Consider the following 13,942-nt stretch of genomic DNA (forward strand, 5'->3'; position numbering starts at 1 on the left):
AACCGCCGACGCCGGTGACCTACCCGGTCACCGGCGTTCACGCGGTCAGCAGCGATGGCCTCGGCCTCGCGCGTCTGGCGTTCGACAGCAACGATTCGCCCAACGGGGTCAACGTGTGCAGCACCGCCGCGCCACGCCTGTGCGTCTCGATGAGACCCGCTTCGCGCAGCACTGTGGTGTGCCGGCTGACCGACGCCAGCGACGTCGCCACCCGTCGGGCGAGTTCGGTCGTGGTCGCGCCGCCGTCGATCGAATGCAGGACTGTGGCGCGGGTGTTGCCCAGCAGGTCGGCCAGGGACTTGTCGCCGGTGATCTCCCAGTGCGACTCGTGGTCGATCGGGTAGACGAGCGTCGGCGGCAGTCGCGGGTCGGCCAGCGCGACCGGCTGCCAGCGGCAGAAGAACGACGGCACCAGGCGTAGTCCGCGGCCCTCCAGGTACAGATCGCGGTCGACCGGATACGGCATCTGCAATACCGGGGCGTGCCAACGGATCATCGGCCCGAACCCGGCCAGCAACTGGTCTGTGCCACCGTCCAGCAGGTCCCGGCCGCGGCGCGCCCGGTCAGCGTCCACTCTGGATTGAACCTGCGTCTCCAGCGGCTTGATAGCCGTATCGTGGTACGACCGCAAGGCCTTTTCCAGTGATGCCAGCATTTCCGGCTCACCGTCGGCGACCCGGCGCACCCACGCCGGCACCTGGCTGTGCACCGCCATCCGGGCGATCTCGGCGTCCAGCCGCTTGCGCGGCGTGCTCAGCAAGGCTTCCATGCCCGCGTCGAACCCGTCCACACCTTCGCTCGGCGTCAGGAAATCCGGGAAGTACGGGCCCGCTGGACTCAGTGCGCCAAGCGCACCAATGCCCGGCCGCAGCACGGCGGCATCAGCCTGCATCCGTTCGGCCCAGGGCCGTAGCACCAACGGGGCGTCCTGTTCGAACAGCCGCCGGCGGCTGAAAACCATCTCCCAGAACGGATCCGCGGCGGCCGCGACCCGTGTCCGGACAAGATCGGCAGTCGTGAAATGAATCCTCAGCACGCTGTCCACCCCCAAGTGCTCAGCCATCCCTGTACGAGAACGGTCGAGCCGGGCCCAGCGTTGCCCCGCACGACAGACCTGTCCCACCCCTCGTGACATCGCCGAACATGTCCGTCATGTTTCCGCTGGAACGCAACAGTGTTGTGCTCCAGCGGACTGCTCGGCAAAGATGTGTTCCGTTGTACTGGCCGAATGGCAACAGAGGGGACGGCTGTAAGTGCGATTCAAGAGCGCGGTAGTGGCAACGCTCGGCCTCGTGGCCGCGGTGTTCTTAGGGGCGGCAGGAACCGGCGCGGCCGCGCCTGCCGAGCGTGACTTCAAGCCGTACAACCGCGACGGCAACCAGAGCCAGCGATCGGCCGGGATCCAGACCACCAGCGGCAACTCCTTCCTGGAGATCAACGGCAACAACGAGCTCATCTACTGGTCCCGCGCGAACGAGTCAGCGGGCTACAACGCTCAGCGGCGCGGTGTGGGCTGGGGCGGCAGCAAGCTGATCACGAGCCTGGACGAAAACCACTTCCTGGAGGTCAAACCCGGCAACGAGCTCGCGCTCTGGACGTGGAACGGCTCCTACACCCAGCAGATCATCGGCACGGGCTGGGGCGGTACCCGGCTGCTGACCGGTGTGGCGCCCACGAAGTTCCTCGAGGTGAACCAGCGGGGTGAGCTGGTGATCTGGTTCCTCGAGGGCACGCAGTTGTTCCGTGAGGTCATCGGCACGGGCTGGGGCAACGCCAAGCACATCGCCGGTCTGGACGACCTGCTGTTCCTGGAGGTCAAGCAGAACGGCAACCTCTCGACCTGGGCCTGGAACGGCCAGCAGCTCGTCGAAAACGTGTCCAACGGCACCGGCGCGTTCGCCAAGGTCCGCCTGATGGCCGGCCTGGACGCCGACCACTGGCTGTACATCGACGCCAACAACCGTCAGCTCGTCGAGTACCAGTGGGTCGAGAGCGAAGGCGTCTACAAGGCCAAGATCGTCGGCGTGGGCTGGGGCGGATCCCGCCTGCTCGGCTAAGCAGAAGGCAGTTCCGACCGTTACTTGACCGAGAGGGCCCCGCCGGACATCCGGCGGGGCCCTCTCTCACATCCAAGCCCCAGCGGGCTGGGTCGTCCCCCCAAAAAATGACATCAGGCGACCTGTTCCGCGTCTTGCACGGACCGGGTCGCCTGAGCCTGGCGGAGGATAGGGGATTTGAACCCCTGAGGGCTATCACACCCAACACGATTTCCAATTCCGCTCCCGGGTGTCCGGCCCGGTCCGCATGCGTCCATTCGTGCTGGTCAGAGACACAGCTGGAACAGTAGGGGCGGTTCCGAACGTGGGCGAACTGAGCCCTTATCTGAGACCCGAAGACAGGACTGTGGGCGAGTGAGCACCCAAGTGGCCATGCGTAGCGCGGGTGGATATCCACTCGTCGGGTCACTCTCCTGTTCACTCGGGTTGACCTGCGTGGACTGGCCTTAAGTGGCCAAGTGGCCGGAGTGAACGCCTTTCGGCAACCGGTACGCTGTGGCAAGTGCCCCGACTGACCGCGCCCGGCCCACAGTTCTAAAACTTCAGCCCTGGCACGACCTGGGCCCCAACCTTGGATTCGTTCGGCTGGTTCGCGCGCTCGGCGGCATGATGGGCTCTAGAGTCGTGGAATGGTGTGGTGGCAAGCAGCCCTGTGGGCCCTTGCGGGCGGTTTCGTCGTCGAGGGCCTGGAGTTCGCCGCGCTGCAGCGACGACACCGCAAATGGCCCTGGCAGGTCGACACCGAGGCAACCGAGGCAACCGGCGCCGGGCCCCTGGGCTACTTCCTCGCTGAACTGGTCCGGCTGGCCGTGGGCGGCGTCCTCGGTGCCGCGCTTGCGGGCCAGGTCACCGGCCCTTTGCCCGCGCTGGCCATCGGCGCCGCCGCGCCGATCATCGCCGGGCACCTCACCGCCTACCTCCCCCTGCCGCCGACCCCACACCAAGTCGGCCCAGCAGACACCACTTCTCCCCCTGCTGCCCAGACCATCCCCGAGAACGTCCCGCCCCCAGCGACACCAGCACAGCCGCAACCGCGCCCTGCCCCCGCCCCTGAACCCATGCACGAACGCGGGGGAACAACATGAGGCGCCACCCCTCGCTCTTGGCTCAGGTCATCGCCGTGCTCTCCCGGCGTACCCCAGCCTTCCAACCCGCGCGCGGACAGCCGCGCACCTTCAGCGGCACCCTCATCCTCGCGTTGCGCCCCCACCACGCCAACACCACACACCAGCAAACCAACACCTCTGGCCAGCTCCAACCCGAGTCGATGGCGCCTGCGACAGACCTGGACAAAGCGCAAACCGACAACACACAGCCGATCGGGCAAGACTCGTCCGGGCTGCCTGTCCTCAGCAGCGCCCTGAAGCCGCATTCGGACCTGCGCGGGGCGAACTTGGCTAGGGCGAACCTGACCGGGGCGAACCTGACCGAGGCAGACCTGCGCGGGGTGGACCTGACCACAGCGAACCTGACCGGGGCGAACCTAACTAGGGCGCATCTGGCCGGGGCGAACTTGGCTAGGGCGAACCTGACCGGGGCAGACCTGATCGAAACGAACCTAACCGGGGCGGACCTGACCGGGGCGCACCTGTTCGGGGCGGACCTGACCGAGGCGAACCTGATCGAAACGAACCTAACCGGGGCGGACCTGACCGGGACGAACCTGACCGGGGCGAACCTGACCGAGGCAGACCTGCGCGGGGTGGACCTGACCACAGCGAACCTGACCGGGGCGAACCTAACTAGGGCGCATCTGGCCGGGGTGGACCTGACCGGGGCGAACCTGATCGAAACGAACCTAACCGGGGCGGACCTGACCGGGACGAACCTGGCCAGGACGCGTCTGACCTTCGTGAAGTTGGTCGACGTGGGGCCGGCGCGATTTGCGGACGCGGTGGTCGATGCCTTGGCCGGGGCACGCTGGTCAAGCACGACGATTTGGCCGTCTCAACAGGCGGCCGACGCCGTAGCACAGGGTTCCCGGCTCTTGGAGGACGGTCACCATGAGGTCGTGGGCGACGGTCGCGACCGAGACCGAGACCACCAATACGTGTCTTCCTGACCTAAGACGGGACGGTGTCACGTGGGCATGACCAGCGCGGTAGTGGGGGGTAGACACCTCGATGAGGGGAAGTGACACGACTGCTTTCTCAGGGCTGGACACAGGATGACCGCTGACAGCCGTCGTGCGCCGGACGTCCCCTTTCCACACCAGGCAAGTCGAGATAGACGCTCTACGGCCATCTCAGGGCGTGATCGCTGGGATTGCCCCTGGTCCAGCCGGTTATCACCCGCGCGAGCATGACGACCGCCGGGGGCGACTACGCACCTCGGTCAGCCTGAAACGGCCGTTTCCCGGCCCGCCTAGCGTTCGCAGCCTGCATAGCAGTCGGCAAGTGCTAGACCTAGCACCCTGCGCTAGCGGCTGGCACATAGCTTGACCAGCGCGCTAGCGGCTAGCAGACCACTAAGGCTGAACCAGTAGGGGGCCTGTCAAACCCCTGCGCCGGTAGCCTCTCCCTCGACTCAGGCAGACCCCTGGCCTGTTCCCGAAGTGACGAACGTACCCCGACCGTGCACGACTGTGAGCATGCCCCGTTCGACCAGTGCAGCAATAGCACGGCGAACAGTCGGCCTACTCACGCCGTACACGTCATCCGCCAACACCTGCTCCGACGGCAAGCGAGAACCGGAGGGCAACACGCCGGACTCGACATCAGCCGCGATGTCGTCGGCAACCTGCTGCCACATCAGGGCAGGCCCATCACGATCAATGCGGTCCCGCCTGTCCTCCCATGCCACCAACCCAATGTAGACACCACCTGACCAGTGCTAATGATGCTTTACGTCACCTGACGTCAGGTGACGTAAGCTCGCCCTATGGTTACATGGGTAGCCCTGAGCAGGGACAAGTACCGCACCACACACAACGGCGAGACCTGGTACCTCACGGCCACGCCCAAGGCTGACAAGCCCTGGTTGTTGCACACCGAACGTCGGGACCGGACTCAAGAGATCGGCGCACCCGATCCGCTTGCGGCACGACACGCGGCAGACATCTGGTTTGAACTCAGCGAATACTTCACTGAGCAGGAGGGGTAGCCCTCTTCCTCTACGCAGGTAGATCCCCGCGACATGGCGCGTGACCAGGGCGGTAGTGCCCCCACTGTTCCAGCCGTCCTACGCCTGGCCTGATTACCTCAGGGACCCGAGCATCCCTCTCAGGTCCGGTACGCGGTAAACGCGGAAACGCGGTAAGTCGCTGACCTGCGCCTTTACTGTTGAGTTAACGGCATTTACCGCGTCGGTACGCGGGAAATACGCCGACAGTCGGGCAGCCGGTACGCTGCTGGTCATGGCTCAGCCTGATGACCTGGAGGCCCGTGTGGCCGCACTGGAAACCCAAGTCCGGGATCTGGCCGACCGCGTGAGGCACAGCGAGCAGGACGCGGCAGCCGCCCGGGTGTTGGCCGGCGGAGCGGATCGCGACGTCGCAGAGATTCGCGGAGAGATCCGGGACTTTCGCCAGGCGACCACGTCCAGTTTCAACGCGATGCGCGAAGACCTGGCCGACCTCCGAACGCACGTCAAAGACGGATTCACGGAAATGCGCGGCAAGCTCGACGCCACCGCCGCCGGTCAACAGCATATCGTCAATCTGTTGAACACGATAATCGGTCAAGGCGAACAGCGAGACGACCAGTAAGCCGCTTGTCTACTGGCGACTGAGCCGCGTTTCAAGCGTCTCGGCTGGCGTCGTTGGTTTGAACTCAGCGAATACCTGGGGTAGCCCCTCCTCTTAACGGCCTTGATCCCTAAACTGAATTGGCGTTTTATCCGGACCTTTAGCCGTTGGATCAAAGTTAGGGACAAGCTTTTCAAACAGCGTGGCACTGGGCGTCCAATGGTTCGACACTGTACGAACACGCCGAAAGCCGAAGCTCTCATAGTAGCTATGCAGCTCTTTGTTGGTATTCCATGCGTCAAGGACAAGCTTGCGACGGCCATGCGAGCGCGCCAAATCTTCAGCGAATTTCATCATGGCAACACCAACACCTCGACCGCTATACGCCCTAGGCACCATCATACGATGGATTACGTAGGACTCCCCAAGCTCCTCGTCCGCCCATAGGCCCTCGTCGCCGACGACGTCGATAGCAATCGTGCCGACCGGCCTGTCATTGTCGTCGAGAGCAAGCCAGGTTTCTCCCGCTTTGATCGAGCGTGTTATACGACGCTCAAACTCTTCACGCGACAGTCCTGTGATATCCCACTGGTCGCTTCCTTTTTCGTGAATCCAGGCGGAAACTTCCCATCGCCAGTCCGCCAAAAGGTCAATATCATCCATCGTTGCCTGACGGAACTTCATTGGTCCACCTCGGTACGATGTTGCGTAACATGCGTGATGACGTTGCGGTCTGCAGGGAGGATCTCAACCGTAAGGCGCGTGATGGTTCCAGACTCCGTCACCGCTAGGCGTCGAAATAGCAGGACGGACACACCGGGTGCCAGATTGAAGCGTCGCCGCTCATCGATGCTTGCCGGACGACTGCTTATCTCGTGCTGAACTCGGTGCTCTACATAGCCCCGGGCAGCCATTCGCCGTACGGTTCCTTCCGGAATGTCCGTAGGCACGTCAAGACCGCACGCCTTAGCCACGTCATATGGATAGTAAGTAGTTTGATCTGACCATGGTGTGTCATCGACAAAACGTAGCATCTCACGAACAACCACAAGGTCATTCGGCTGGATATTCAGACGCGCCGCGACGGTCGCGGATGCTGGCTCTATGCGGAATTTAAAATCCTGACTAGGTTCACGACCCGATGCCTCGACGACCGACGACCACGTGTCGCTCACCGAGACTGTGTCGTCCTTACGAAAAGGACGTTCGGAGTCCACGTTGTACTCAAGCATCGGTAGGCGACGCACAAAGGTTCCCGCGCGTCCCCTGGTCTCAATCAATCCCTCCGCAGCCAGGCCAGCAAGCGCTTGACGCACAGTGCCCCGGGCCGCTTGGAAGTGCTCGGCCAACTCAGGCTCAGTAGGCAGCTTGGCACCGTCTACCAGCGTGACGCCCAGCAGGGTCGCCTCCGACTTGATCGCCGCCTCAAGCTCGTCAGCGAGCTCCCGGTACTTAGGTTCCGCCACCACAGGCCTCAACCTCCCTGGTCAAACGATTCGTCTAGACGAATCCTACGCAAAGCCTTGACAGTCGCCTAGACCCATCTCTAACGTCTGTTTCGTACAGACGCTACAAACGCAACAGACGCTCTAGCCGCAAGAGCGGCAGGAGCGCCAACCATGCAAGAGCCCCGGCCAGTGCGGGAACACCGGCCGGGGCGCACATCGAAACCTTTGGAGCGGGTCAACGATGCAGATCGAGGATAACCGGGTCTACCGAGTCAAAGCAGTGGCAGAGATGCTGGACGTCTCGCCGTCCACGATCTACCGGGCCATTGAGTCCGGACAGCTGGACGCGTACAAGATCGGGACCGGTAAGGGCACGCTGCGTATCCCGGGCCGGGCGATCAGCGCCTACCTAGACGAGTGCGGCCAGGCTGCCTATGAGGCTTACGTACAGGGCGGCGCGTCCGCCGAAGACGGCGACCAGGGCGCACTCACCCCGGCCCAGGCGGACGGCCTGGCGTGCGTGGTGTGTGAGGCCCACTTCGCGGAGACGTCCATCGCCCACCGGCCGGTGGGCAGGTCGCACACCGGTTCCCAGGTGTTCGCCTGCACCGTGCACGCCGACCAGGCCAGCGACCAGTTCGAGGAGGTGGCCTGAGATGACCAGCACCGTCACCCCTTATCCGTACGACGACCCCCGCCGCTACGAATCCACCACCGTCACTCGTTTCTGGGATCTGGCCCCGGCTCCGGCTGAGTCCCTCCGGTTCGTGCCCGGCGACATGACCCCTGGCACTGTGGCCGGTCAGCCGACCCAGGTGATCGCGCAGCATCGGCAGAACAACACCAGCCCGATCGCGCTGGACATGACAGCCGCGATCCCGATGTCGCTGGACGACGTGACCGCCGTGCTGTGGATTCTGTGGGACGGCTGCTGTGGCCCGCTGGAGGAGATCACCGACGACCCGGCCTACATGCGCCGGATGGTGCTGGAGACCTACCTGGCCGAAGGCGGCCTGCGGATCGAGGAAACCCTGTGCCGCCTGGCCAATCTCACCCCGGCCGACCGGGACTACGCCGACTTGCAGGAAATGCGTGCCCAGGTCGCCCGCGTCTACAGCACCGGCCCGGCCACCCGGACGGCGGTGGTGACCCGATGACCACGATGATTCCGCGCCCGGCCGCCATGCCGGACGTGATCGGCCCCTGCGCCGAGTTCGCCGGCCTACCGGTCAGGAACCTGCGGGTGGAGTACGCAGGCTGCCAGGGCGACGACTTCGACCCGGACAACCCACCGGTGATCACGGTCAAGACGTCGATTCCGTTGACCGAGACCGACATGGCCGCCGTGCTCTACGGCGTGCTGGAACACTCGGAGATCCCGACGATCACCCCGGGCGAGGTCCGGCGGATCGTCACTGAGACCGTGGTCAACGCCGGTTGCATGCAGATCGCGGAGTACGCCTATGAGGCGTACCGGTCGCTGCGGGACGGCACCGGCAACCAGGCGCATTGGCAGGACTGCCTGGTCCTGGTTCGTGCCTGCCTGACCGACGTTCGCGGGGCCTGCCAGGAGGTGCGGTGATGGCGTTGCGTCGCTTCGAACTTGTGCCGTTGGCTGCCGCGTTGTACGTCAGCCCGTACCGGCTGGATGACCTCGCGCAGCTGCGCACGCAGTGCACCGCGGACTTGCCCGGTGTTGCCGCTGAGTTGACCGTCTTGCTGGTCACCGTGTGCCGGGACGCCCCCGAGATGGCGACCACACGCAGTGTCGAGATCACCGGCGACACGATCGATCAGGCCCGGATCGATGCCTGCATCACCACCGCCGCGACCGTGGTGGACGCGGTCAACCAGACCGAAGAAACCGCGAGCGGAACGGGGGCACGTCCGTGAGCCCGACCAGCGACTACCAGGTGGCGGTCACCGTGTTCACGACCGTGGCCGCCGGGGACGCCCGTGACCAGCGGGACGCGCAGAACTGGGCCGTGATGGCGGTGGAACAGGCGCTACACGGCGCAGCCAGCGCCACCCGCCTGGGCGGCGTGCTCAGCGTGCCGTCGCGGTACCCGGCCCTGACCACCCGCCAGGTCGACGTCCACGCTGTGATGGACACCGGCACCGCCGGGATCAACGGCTATCTGACCATCAGGCCGACCGGCCAGGCCTACCCGCAACCGGGTGAGACCTGTACGCCCATCGTGCAGGCGCAACCGGGTTCCTGAACCACCCCAGCAACCGGCCCGGCGGGTTCCGAACCGCCGACGCCCCCCGGGCGTACTGAACGCGCCCGCCGGGCCGGTCTCCCACCCTCACGCCCCCCGTTCACGAACCCGGGTTTCCGCTGTTCCCTGCAGGTGTACCCCCGTTCCCTCATCACGGTGTACCCCCAGTGGAATACCGCTGGTCTGCGACGCCGCGAACCCGGGTTCACCCCGGGCCGGGATGCCGTTTCGGCAACGGGTTCGTGAACCCGTCCTTCGCATCACGAGAGGCCCTTGCTGTGCCCTCCCTGAACCTCACTTTGGACCTGAACCTGAACCCGCCTGGTGAGCCGCTGGACCTGGCGACGGTCGTTGCCGTGCTCTACGTCAGCCCGTTCACCGAGGTCGACTACCGGCAGATGCCCACAGCGGCACTGGCCGCCTACGTCACCACCGTGGCCGCCGATCCCCGGTTTCGGGTGGCCGAACTGGTCGCCTTGGTGGCCGACGCCCGCCGGGCCGGACTGTGCCGCGCCGAAGCCCGGCACCTGGCCGACGCCGAACGTCACGCGCCGCGCGTGCTGTCCGCACTCACGCACTGACGTTCCCGTTCCTGCCCTGTCACAAGGGAGACACATCGTGACTCACGCCAACCCCACCCCGCCCGGTGTCCGGCGGCTGTACCCGGTCCCGGTGCCGGAGCCTGCGGACGGGGACACCCTGGCCACCCGGGCGGCCGACCAGGTGACCCGTGCCCGGCTGTGGCTGCCGCCGGCCGATCCGGCGGTGTTCGACTGCTACCTCGGGCGGCTGGCCGTGCAGCTGGACCCACACACCGAAGCGGACCCGATCGGGGTCATGGTCTCGCTACTGGCCGCCGCCGGGGTCCATCTCGGCCCCGGGCCACACCTGCAGCTCGGCTACGAACGACACCCGCTGTTGGTCTGGCCGCTGGTGATCGGCGAGACCGGGCGAGGAAAGAAGGGCACGGCGTACAACGCGGCGAAAGCTCTGCTCTCTCAAGCTGACACCGAATTTGTAGCCAGCAATGTCCAGTCCGGACTGTCCAGCGGGGAAGGCCTGGCCGCCGTGTTCGCCAGCGACCCTGACAGTGGGAAAGGACGGGCGCGGCTGCTACCCGAGGGCGACTGTCGCCTACTCGCCTACGAGCCGGAATGGGCGGCGGTGATGGCCCGGATGAAACGCGAGGGCAACACCCTGTCCGCCACCCTGCGCGCCGCATGGGAGGGCGGGAATCTGTCCACATTGAACGTGGACGCCCGGGTGGCCCGGCGGGCGCATGTAGGCATCCTCGCGCACATCACACCGAAGGAGTTCAAGGCCAAGGTGTCCGCGTCCGATATGGCCGGTGGCACCTACAACCGGTTCCTGCCGATCGCGGTCGCTCAGTCCAAATTCCTGTACATCCCAACGGTTCCCGACCCGGCACTGTTGGTCGACCTGGGCGCGTCGTTGGCCGACCGGCTACGGCACGGCGCCCGGTTCGGCCCGGTCGGGCTGAGCCAGGCCGGAACCGCGCAGTGGAGCCACATCTACCTGGAATTCTCCGACCACCCCGAGGAGGACAGCAGCCACGTCGCCGAATTCATCTCCCGGGCCGCACCGCAATGCCTGCGGATCGCGGCCATCTACGCCGCGCTCGATCGCACCGACCAGATCAGCCCGAATCACCTGACTGCCGCAGCTGCGTTGGTGCGCTACGCCATCGCGTCGGCCGCCGCCGTGTTGCAGCCCAGTGACGTCCTGCGCAAGCTGGCTGCGTTCATCGCACAGGCCGGGCCGGACGGGCGGACCCGCGAGGACATCCGCTCAGGCTGCTTCCAGCGCAACATCACCGCCGACAACGTGGCCGCGCTGCTGGACAAGCTCGTGACGGCCGGGCAGATCACCCGGGCCGAACGCCGGTCGCCCAGTGGCCGGGGCCGCCCGGCCGAAGTGTTCGCCGCCAACCCGCCCGACCTACGCGGTTAACGCGGGAACGCGGCAAATGTCCTGACCTGGGCAAATGCTTCTAGCCGGACGCGAATTACCGCGTACCTACGCGGTAATTGCCGCCCACGTCCAGCAAAACCGCAGGTCAGCGAGTTACCGCGTTACCGCGTTTACCGCGTACCGAGAAAGGAGGACCGGGCCGCCGGTAGCGGCCAGCGCGCTACCGGTAGCGGCTGCGCTACCCGTCCCGCTACCCCGGTCACCAACCCTGATCAGCCCGGATATCCCCAGGTAGCGGGTAGCGGCACCACCCACACACCGCGCAAACAAGCCCCCAGGAGGCCATCCGCGCTCACCAACCGCGCTACCGCAACCCATCACGCCGCTACCGCTGGCCAGCCACCCCTCAAACACGGCCGGACAACGAGATGCCCCGCGCCGGGTCGGGGGGGGCATCTCATCTCCCGCAGCTGCGGACAGCCGAGGGCCTAGCTCTAGACCCTCTGCCCTCTAGACCTAGAGCCCTCTCTAGACCTCAAAACCGGCGGCGACCAGGCCACTAGGTCCTAGACCCCCTCCGGTTACAGCCACACCGGCCCGGCTGTAACCGGAGGGGGCCGGGGAGCCAGCCAGGGACTCGGCCGGCGGGCAGGGAGTTCTCCCTAACCGCCTCCCTGGCCAGCCTCCCCGACGTGACCAGCTCAAACCACGCTCAGGGAGGCAGGGAGGCACCCGCCACGACACTGCCGAAACCCCCGATTCCGGCACTTCCGGGACCTCTTGCCGGGCCCCTCCCTAACCGACCAGCACACACCCGGAAGGGCACACCCATGCGACGTACCACCGCCACCCGGCCGACCACAGGGGACGTAACCATGCCGGAACCGATCCTGTTCGACGTTCCGTCCGCCGCCCGACAACTGAGCATCAGCCGCACCACGCTCTACGAACTGCTCAAAGCCGGAGAAATCGACTCCGTGAAAATCGGCGCGCTCCGACGAATCCCACTCGCCGCACTCCACGCCTACACCGCGCGGAAAGCCGCTGAATACCGGGCTGCATAACCCATCACTCCATCCGTCATAACCACACACCGGAGAACCGTCACAATGGGACGCAAGAAACGCCCCGAGGGCACACGCGCGCCAAACGGCGCCTCCAGCATCTATTACAGCGAGTACGACAAGCTTTGGCATGGTCGCGTCACAATGGGAATCCGTGATGACGGCAAACCCGACCGACGCCACGTCAAACGAAAGACGGAAGCCGAAGTCATCAATGCCGTTCGTGAACTCGAACGCCAGCGTGACACCGGCAAGGTTCGCAAGCCAGGCCGGGTGTGGACAGTCGAGAAGTGGCTTACGCATTGGGTCGAAAACATCGCGGCTGCCAGCGTTCGACCAACAACCATGGTCGGCTACCGCGCGTCCGTCTATAAACACCTCATCCCAGGTGTTGGCGCACACAAGCTGAACAAGCTTGAGCCTGAGCACTTGGAAAAGCTCTACGAACGCCTGATCACGCCGGAACCCAAGGGAAAGGGCCTCAAACCAGCAACCGCGCACTTGGCGCACCGGACTATCCGGGTTGCCCTGAACGAGGCGGTACGTCGGGGACGGATTGCAGAGAATCCGGCCAAGATTGCGAAGCCGCCGCGCCTCGAAGAGGACGAAATCGTGCCTTTCACCGTCGAGGAGGCGCAGCGTATTTTCGGTGTCGCAGCAAATATGCGAAACGGTGCCAGATTCGTCGTCGCGCTGACACTCGGCCTCCGCCGGGGAGAAGCGCTCGGGTTGCGCTGGTCGGACGTGACGACTATGTGGAAACACGGATGTGCCAACGGTTCCGTGTGCCGCCAGCGACGTAGGCCGGAGCAGTGCCCGAATCGGGCCGGTTCAGGAACGCTCACCGTACGCCGCGCTATCCAGCAATTGGTTTGGAAACACGGGTGCCCAACTGAGCGGGCCTGTGGCAAGTCCGCCGCGAAATGCCCATATCGGCACGGTGGCGGTGTCGTGATCAGCGACGTGAAATCCAGAGCAGGTAGGCGAACGGTCGGGTTGCCGCAACCTGTGATCGAGGCGTTGGAAGCGCACAGGCTGCGGCAGGCCGAAGAACGCGAGACGGCCGCCAACCTGTGGCGGGAGGGCGATTGGGTGTTCACCAACCGGGTGGGTGGCCCAGTACACCCGACCGAGGACCATCGAGCGTGGAAATCCTTGCTGGGCAAGGCAAACGTGCGGGACGCGCGTTTGCACGATGCTCGACACACCGCGGCAACCATGTTGCTCGTACTCAAGGTGCCACTGCCGGCCGTTATGGACATCATGGGTTGGTCGGATGCTTCGATTGCCAAGCGGTACATGCACGTCCCTCACGAGCTGGTGACGGCGATCGCGGCTGAAGTCGGCGCCCTGATGTGGGCACGGCCGGACGACGGCGAAGAGCCGGACCCTGGGCCGGAGTTGACGGCCGAACAGCGTCAGGCGATCCGGCGGCTTGCCGCTGAGCTTCCGGAGCAATGGCGGCAACAGCTGTCGGAGCTACTGCCGGACGAGGACGACGATGGCCAGGCGGGCGTGCTCGTGTCGGGTTAGA

At 65.4% G+C, this 13,942-nt stretch carries 18 protein-coding genes; 14 read left to right on the plus strand and 4 right to left on the minus strand.

Going from position 1 to position 13,942, the window contains the following annotated elements; all coding sequences use genetic code 11:
- Positions 1-37 precede the first annotated feature (37 nt).
- Positions 38-1,063 (minus strand): ArsR/SmtB family transcription factor, encoded by a 1,026-nt coding sequence (locus tag JOF56_RS09495; protein WP_245378210.1) that lies wholly within the window; start codon positions 1,061-1,063, stop codon positions 38-40.
- A gap of 190 nt (positions 1,064-1,253) precedes the next feature.
- Between JOF56_RS09495 and JOF56_RS09500 the strand changes: the two genes are divergently transcribed.
- The 3 genes from JOF56_RS09500 to JOF56_RS09510 all read left to right on the plus strand — a co-directional run bounded on the left by JOF56_RS09500 (position 1,254) and on the right by JOF56_RS09510 (position 4,119).
- Entirely contained in the window at positions 1,254-2,057 is an 804-nt protein-coding gene (locus tag JOF56_RS09500) for a hypothetical protein (protein ID WP_209636459.1), read from the plus strand.
- Positions 2,058-2,686: 629 nt separating this feature from the next.
- Positions 2,687-3,142 (plus strand): hypothetical protein, encoded by a 456-nt coding sequence (locus JOF56_RS09505; RefSeq protein ID WP_209636461.1) that lies wholly within the window; start codon positions 2,687-2,689, stop codon positions 3,140-3,142.
- The gene (locus tag JOF56_RS09510; RefSeq protein ID WP_209636463.1) at positions 3,139-4,119 is read left to right on the plus strand and encodes a pentapeptide repeat-containing protein; all 981 of its coding nucleotides are present in this window, start codon (positions 3,139-3,141) and stop codon (positions 4,117-4,119) included. Before JOF56_RS09505 ends, JOF56_RS09510 begins: the two co-directional genes overlap by 4 nt.
- 464 nt (positions 4,120-4,583) lie before the next feature.
- On the opposite strand, the gene JOF56_RS09515 is transcribed toward JOF56_RS09510, so the two are convergent.
- Complete coding sequence (locus JOF56_RS09515) at positions 4,584-4,808, minus strand: GntR family transcriptional regulator (RefSeq protein WP_209648130.1); 225 nt, start codon at positions 4,806-4,808, stop codon at positions 4,584-4,586.
- A gap of 129 nt (positions 4,809-4,937) precedes the next feature.
- Between JOF56_RS09515 and JOF56_RS09520 the strand changes: the two genes are divergently transcribed.
- Positions 4,938-5,159, plus strand: coding sequence for a hypothetical protein (locus tag JOF56_RS09520; RefSeq protein WP_209636465.1), 222 nt, complete (start codon positions 4,938-4,940; stop codon positions 5,157-5,159).
- Between the two features lie 283 nt (positions 5,160-5,442).
- Positions 5,443-5,763 (plus strand): permease, encoded by a 321-nt coding sequence (locus tag JOF56_RS09525; protein ID WP_307855002.1) that lies wholly within the window; start codon positions 5,443-5,445, stop codon positions 5,761-5,763.
- A 93-nt stretch (positions 5,764-5,856) separates the two neighbouring features.
- On the opposite strand, the gene JOF56_RS09530 is transcribed toward JOF56_RS09525, so the two are convergent.
- Both JOF56_RS09530 and JOF56_RS09535 read right to left on the minus strand, forming a co-directional pair.
- Positions 5,857-6,426, minus strand: coding sequence for a GNAT family N-acetyltransferase (locus JOF56_RS09530; protein WP_209636469.1), 570 nt, complete (start codon positions 6,424-6,426; stop codon positions 5,857-5,859).
- The gene (locus tag JOF56_RS09535; protein WP_209636471.1) at positions 6,423-7,208 is read right to left on the minus strand and encodes a GntR family transcriptional regulator; all 786 of its coding nucleotides are present in this window, start codon (positions 7,206-7,208) and stop codon (positions 6,423-6,425) included. The genes JOF56_RS09530 and JOF56_RS09535 overlap by 4 nt, the downstream gene beginning before the upstream one ends.
- Before the next feature lie 223 nt (positions 7,209-7,431).
- On the opposite strand from JOF56_RS09535, the gene JOF56_RS09540 reads away from it, so the two are divergent.
- The 9 genes from JOF56_RS09540 (at position 7,432) to JOF56_RS09580 (ending at position 13,941) form a co-directional block, all read left to right on the plus strand.
- A complete protein-coding gene (locus tag JOF56_RS09540) occupies positions 7,432-7,845 on the plus strand; it encodes a helix-turn-helix domain-containing protein (RefSeq protein WP_209636473.1) in 414 nt (137 codons plus the stop codon).
- Between the two features lies 1 nt (position 7,846).
- Complete coding sequence (locus JOF56_RS09545; protein WP_209636474.1) at positions 7,847-8,347, plus strand: hypothetical protein; 501 nt, start codon at positions 7,847-7,849, stop codon at positions 8,345-8,347.
- Positions 8,344-8,772: a hypothetical protein gene (locus JOF56_RS09550; RefSeq protein WP_209636476.1), complete on the plus strand. Its 429-nt coding sequence runs from the start codon at positions 8,344-8,346 to the stop codon at positions 8,770-8,772. The genes JOF56_RS09545 and JOF56_RS09550 overlap by 4 nt, the downstream gene beginning before the upstream one ends.
- Positions 8,772-9,083: a hypothetical protein gene (locus JOF56_RS09555; protein ID WP_209636478.1), complete on the plus strand. Its 312-nt coding sequence runs from the start codon at positions 8,772-8,774 to the stop codon at positions 9,081-9,083. The genes JOF56_RS09550 and JOF56_RS09555 overlap by 1 nt, the downstream gene beginning before the upstream one ends.
- The gene (locus tag JOF56_RS09560) at positions 9,080-9,412 is read left to right on the plus strand and encodes a hypothetical protein (protein WP_209636480.1); all 333 of its coding nucleotides are present in this window, start codon (positions 9,080-9,082) and stop codon (positions 9,410-9,412) included. Before JOF56_RS09555 ends, JOF56_RS09560 begins: the two co-directional genes overlap by 4 nt.
- Positions 9,413-9,690: 278 nt before the next feature.
- Positions 9,691-9,993 carry a hypothetical protein gene (locus JOF56_RS09565; RefSeq protein ID WP_209636482.1) on the plus strand — a complete coding sequence of 101 codons (303 nt, stop codon included), beginning with the start codon at positions 9,691-9,693 and terminating at the stop codon, positions 9,991-9,993.
- Between the two features lie 37 nt (positions 9,994-10,030).
- Positions 10,031-11,383 (plus strand): DUF3987 domain-containing protein, encoded by a 1,353-nt coding sequence (locus tag JOF56_RS09570; protein ID WP_307855003.1) that lies wholly within the window; start codon positions 10,031-10,033, stop codon positions 11,381-11,383.
- A 791-nt stretch (positions 11,384-12,174) separates the two neighbouring features.
- On the plus strand, positions 12,175-12,408 hold the full coding sequence (locus JOF56_RS09575; RefSeq protein WP_245378212.1) for a helix-turn-helix domain-containing protein: 234 nt from the start codon (positions 12,175-12,177) through the stop codon (positions 12,406-12,408).
- A gap of 45 nt (positions 12,409-12,453) precedes the next feature.
- Complete coding sequence (locus JOF56_RS09580) at positions 12,454-13,941, plus strand: tyrosine-type recombinase/integrase (RefSeq protein WP_209636483.1); 1,488 nt, start codon at positions 12,454-12,456, stop codon at positions 13,939-13,941.
- Position 13,942 lies beyond the last annotated feature (1 nt).

The organism is Kibdelosporangium banguiense (assembly GCF_017876405.1).
GTDB lineage: Bacteria > Actinomycetota > Actinomycetes > Mycobacteriales > Pseudonocardiaceae > Kibdelosporangium > Kibdelosporangium banguiense.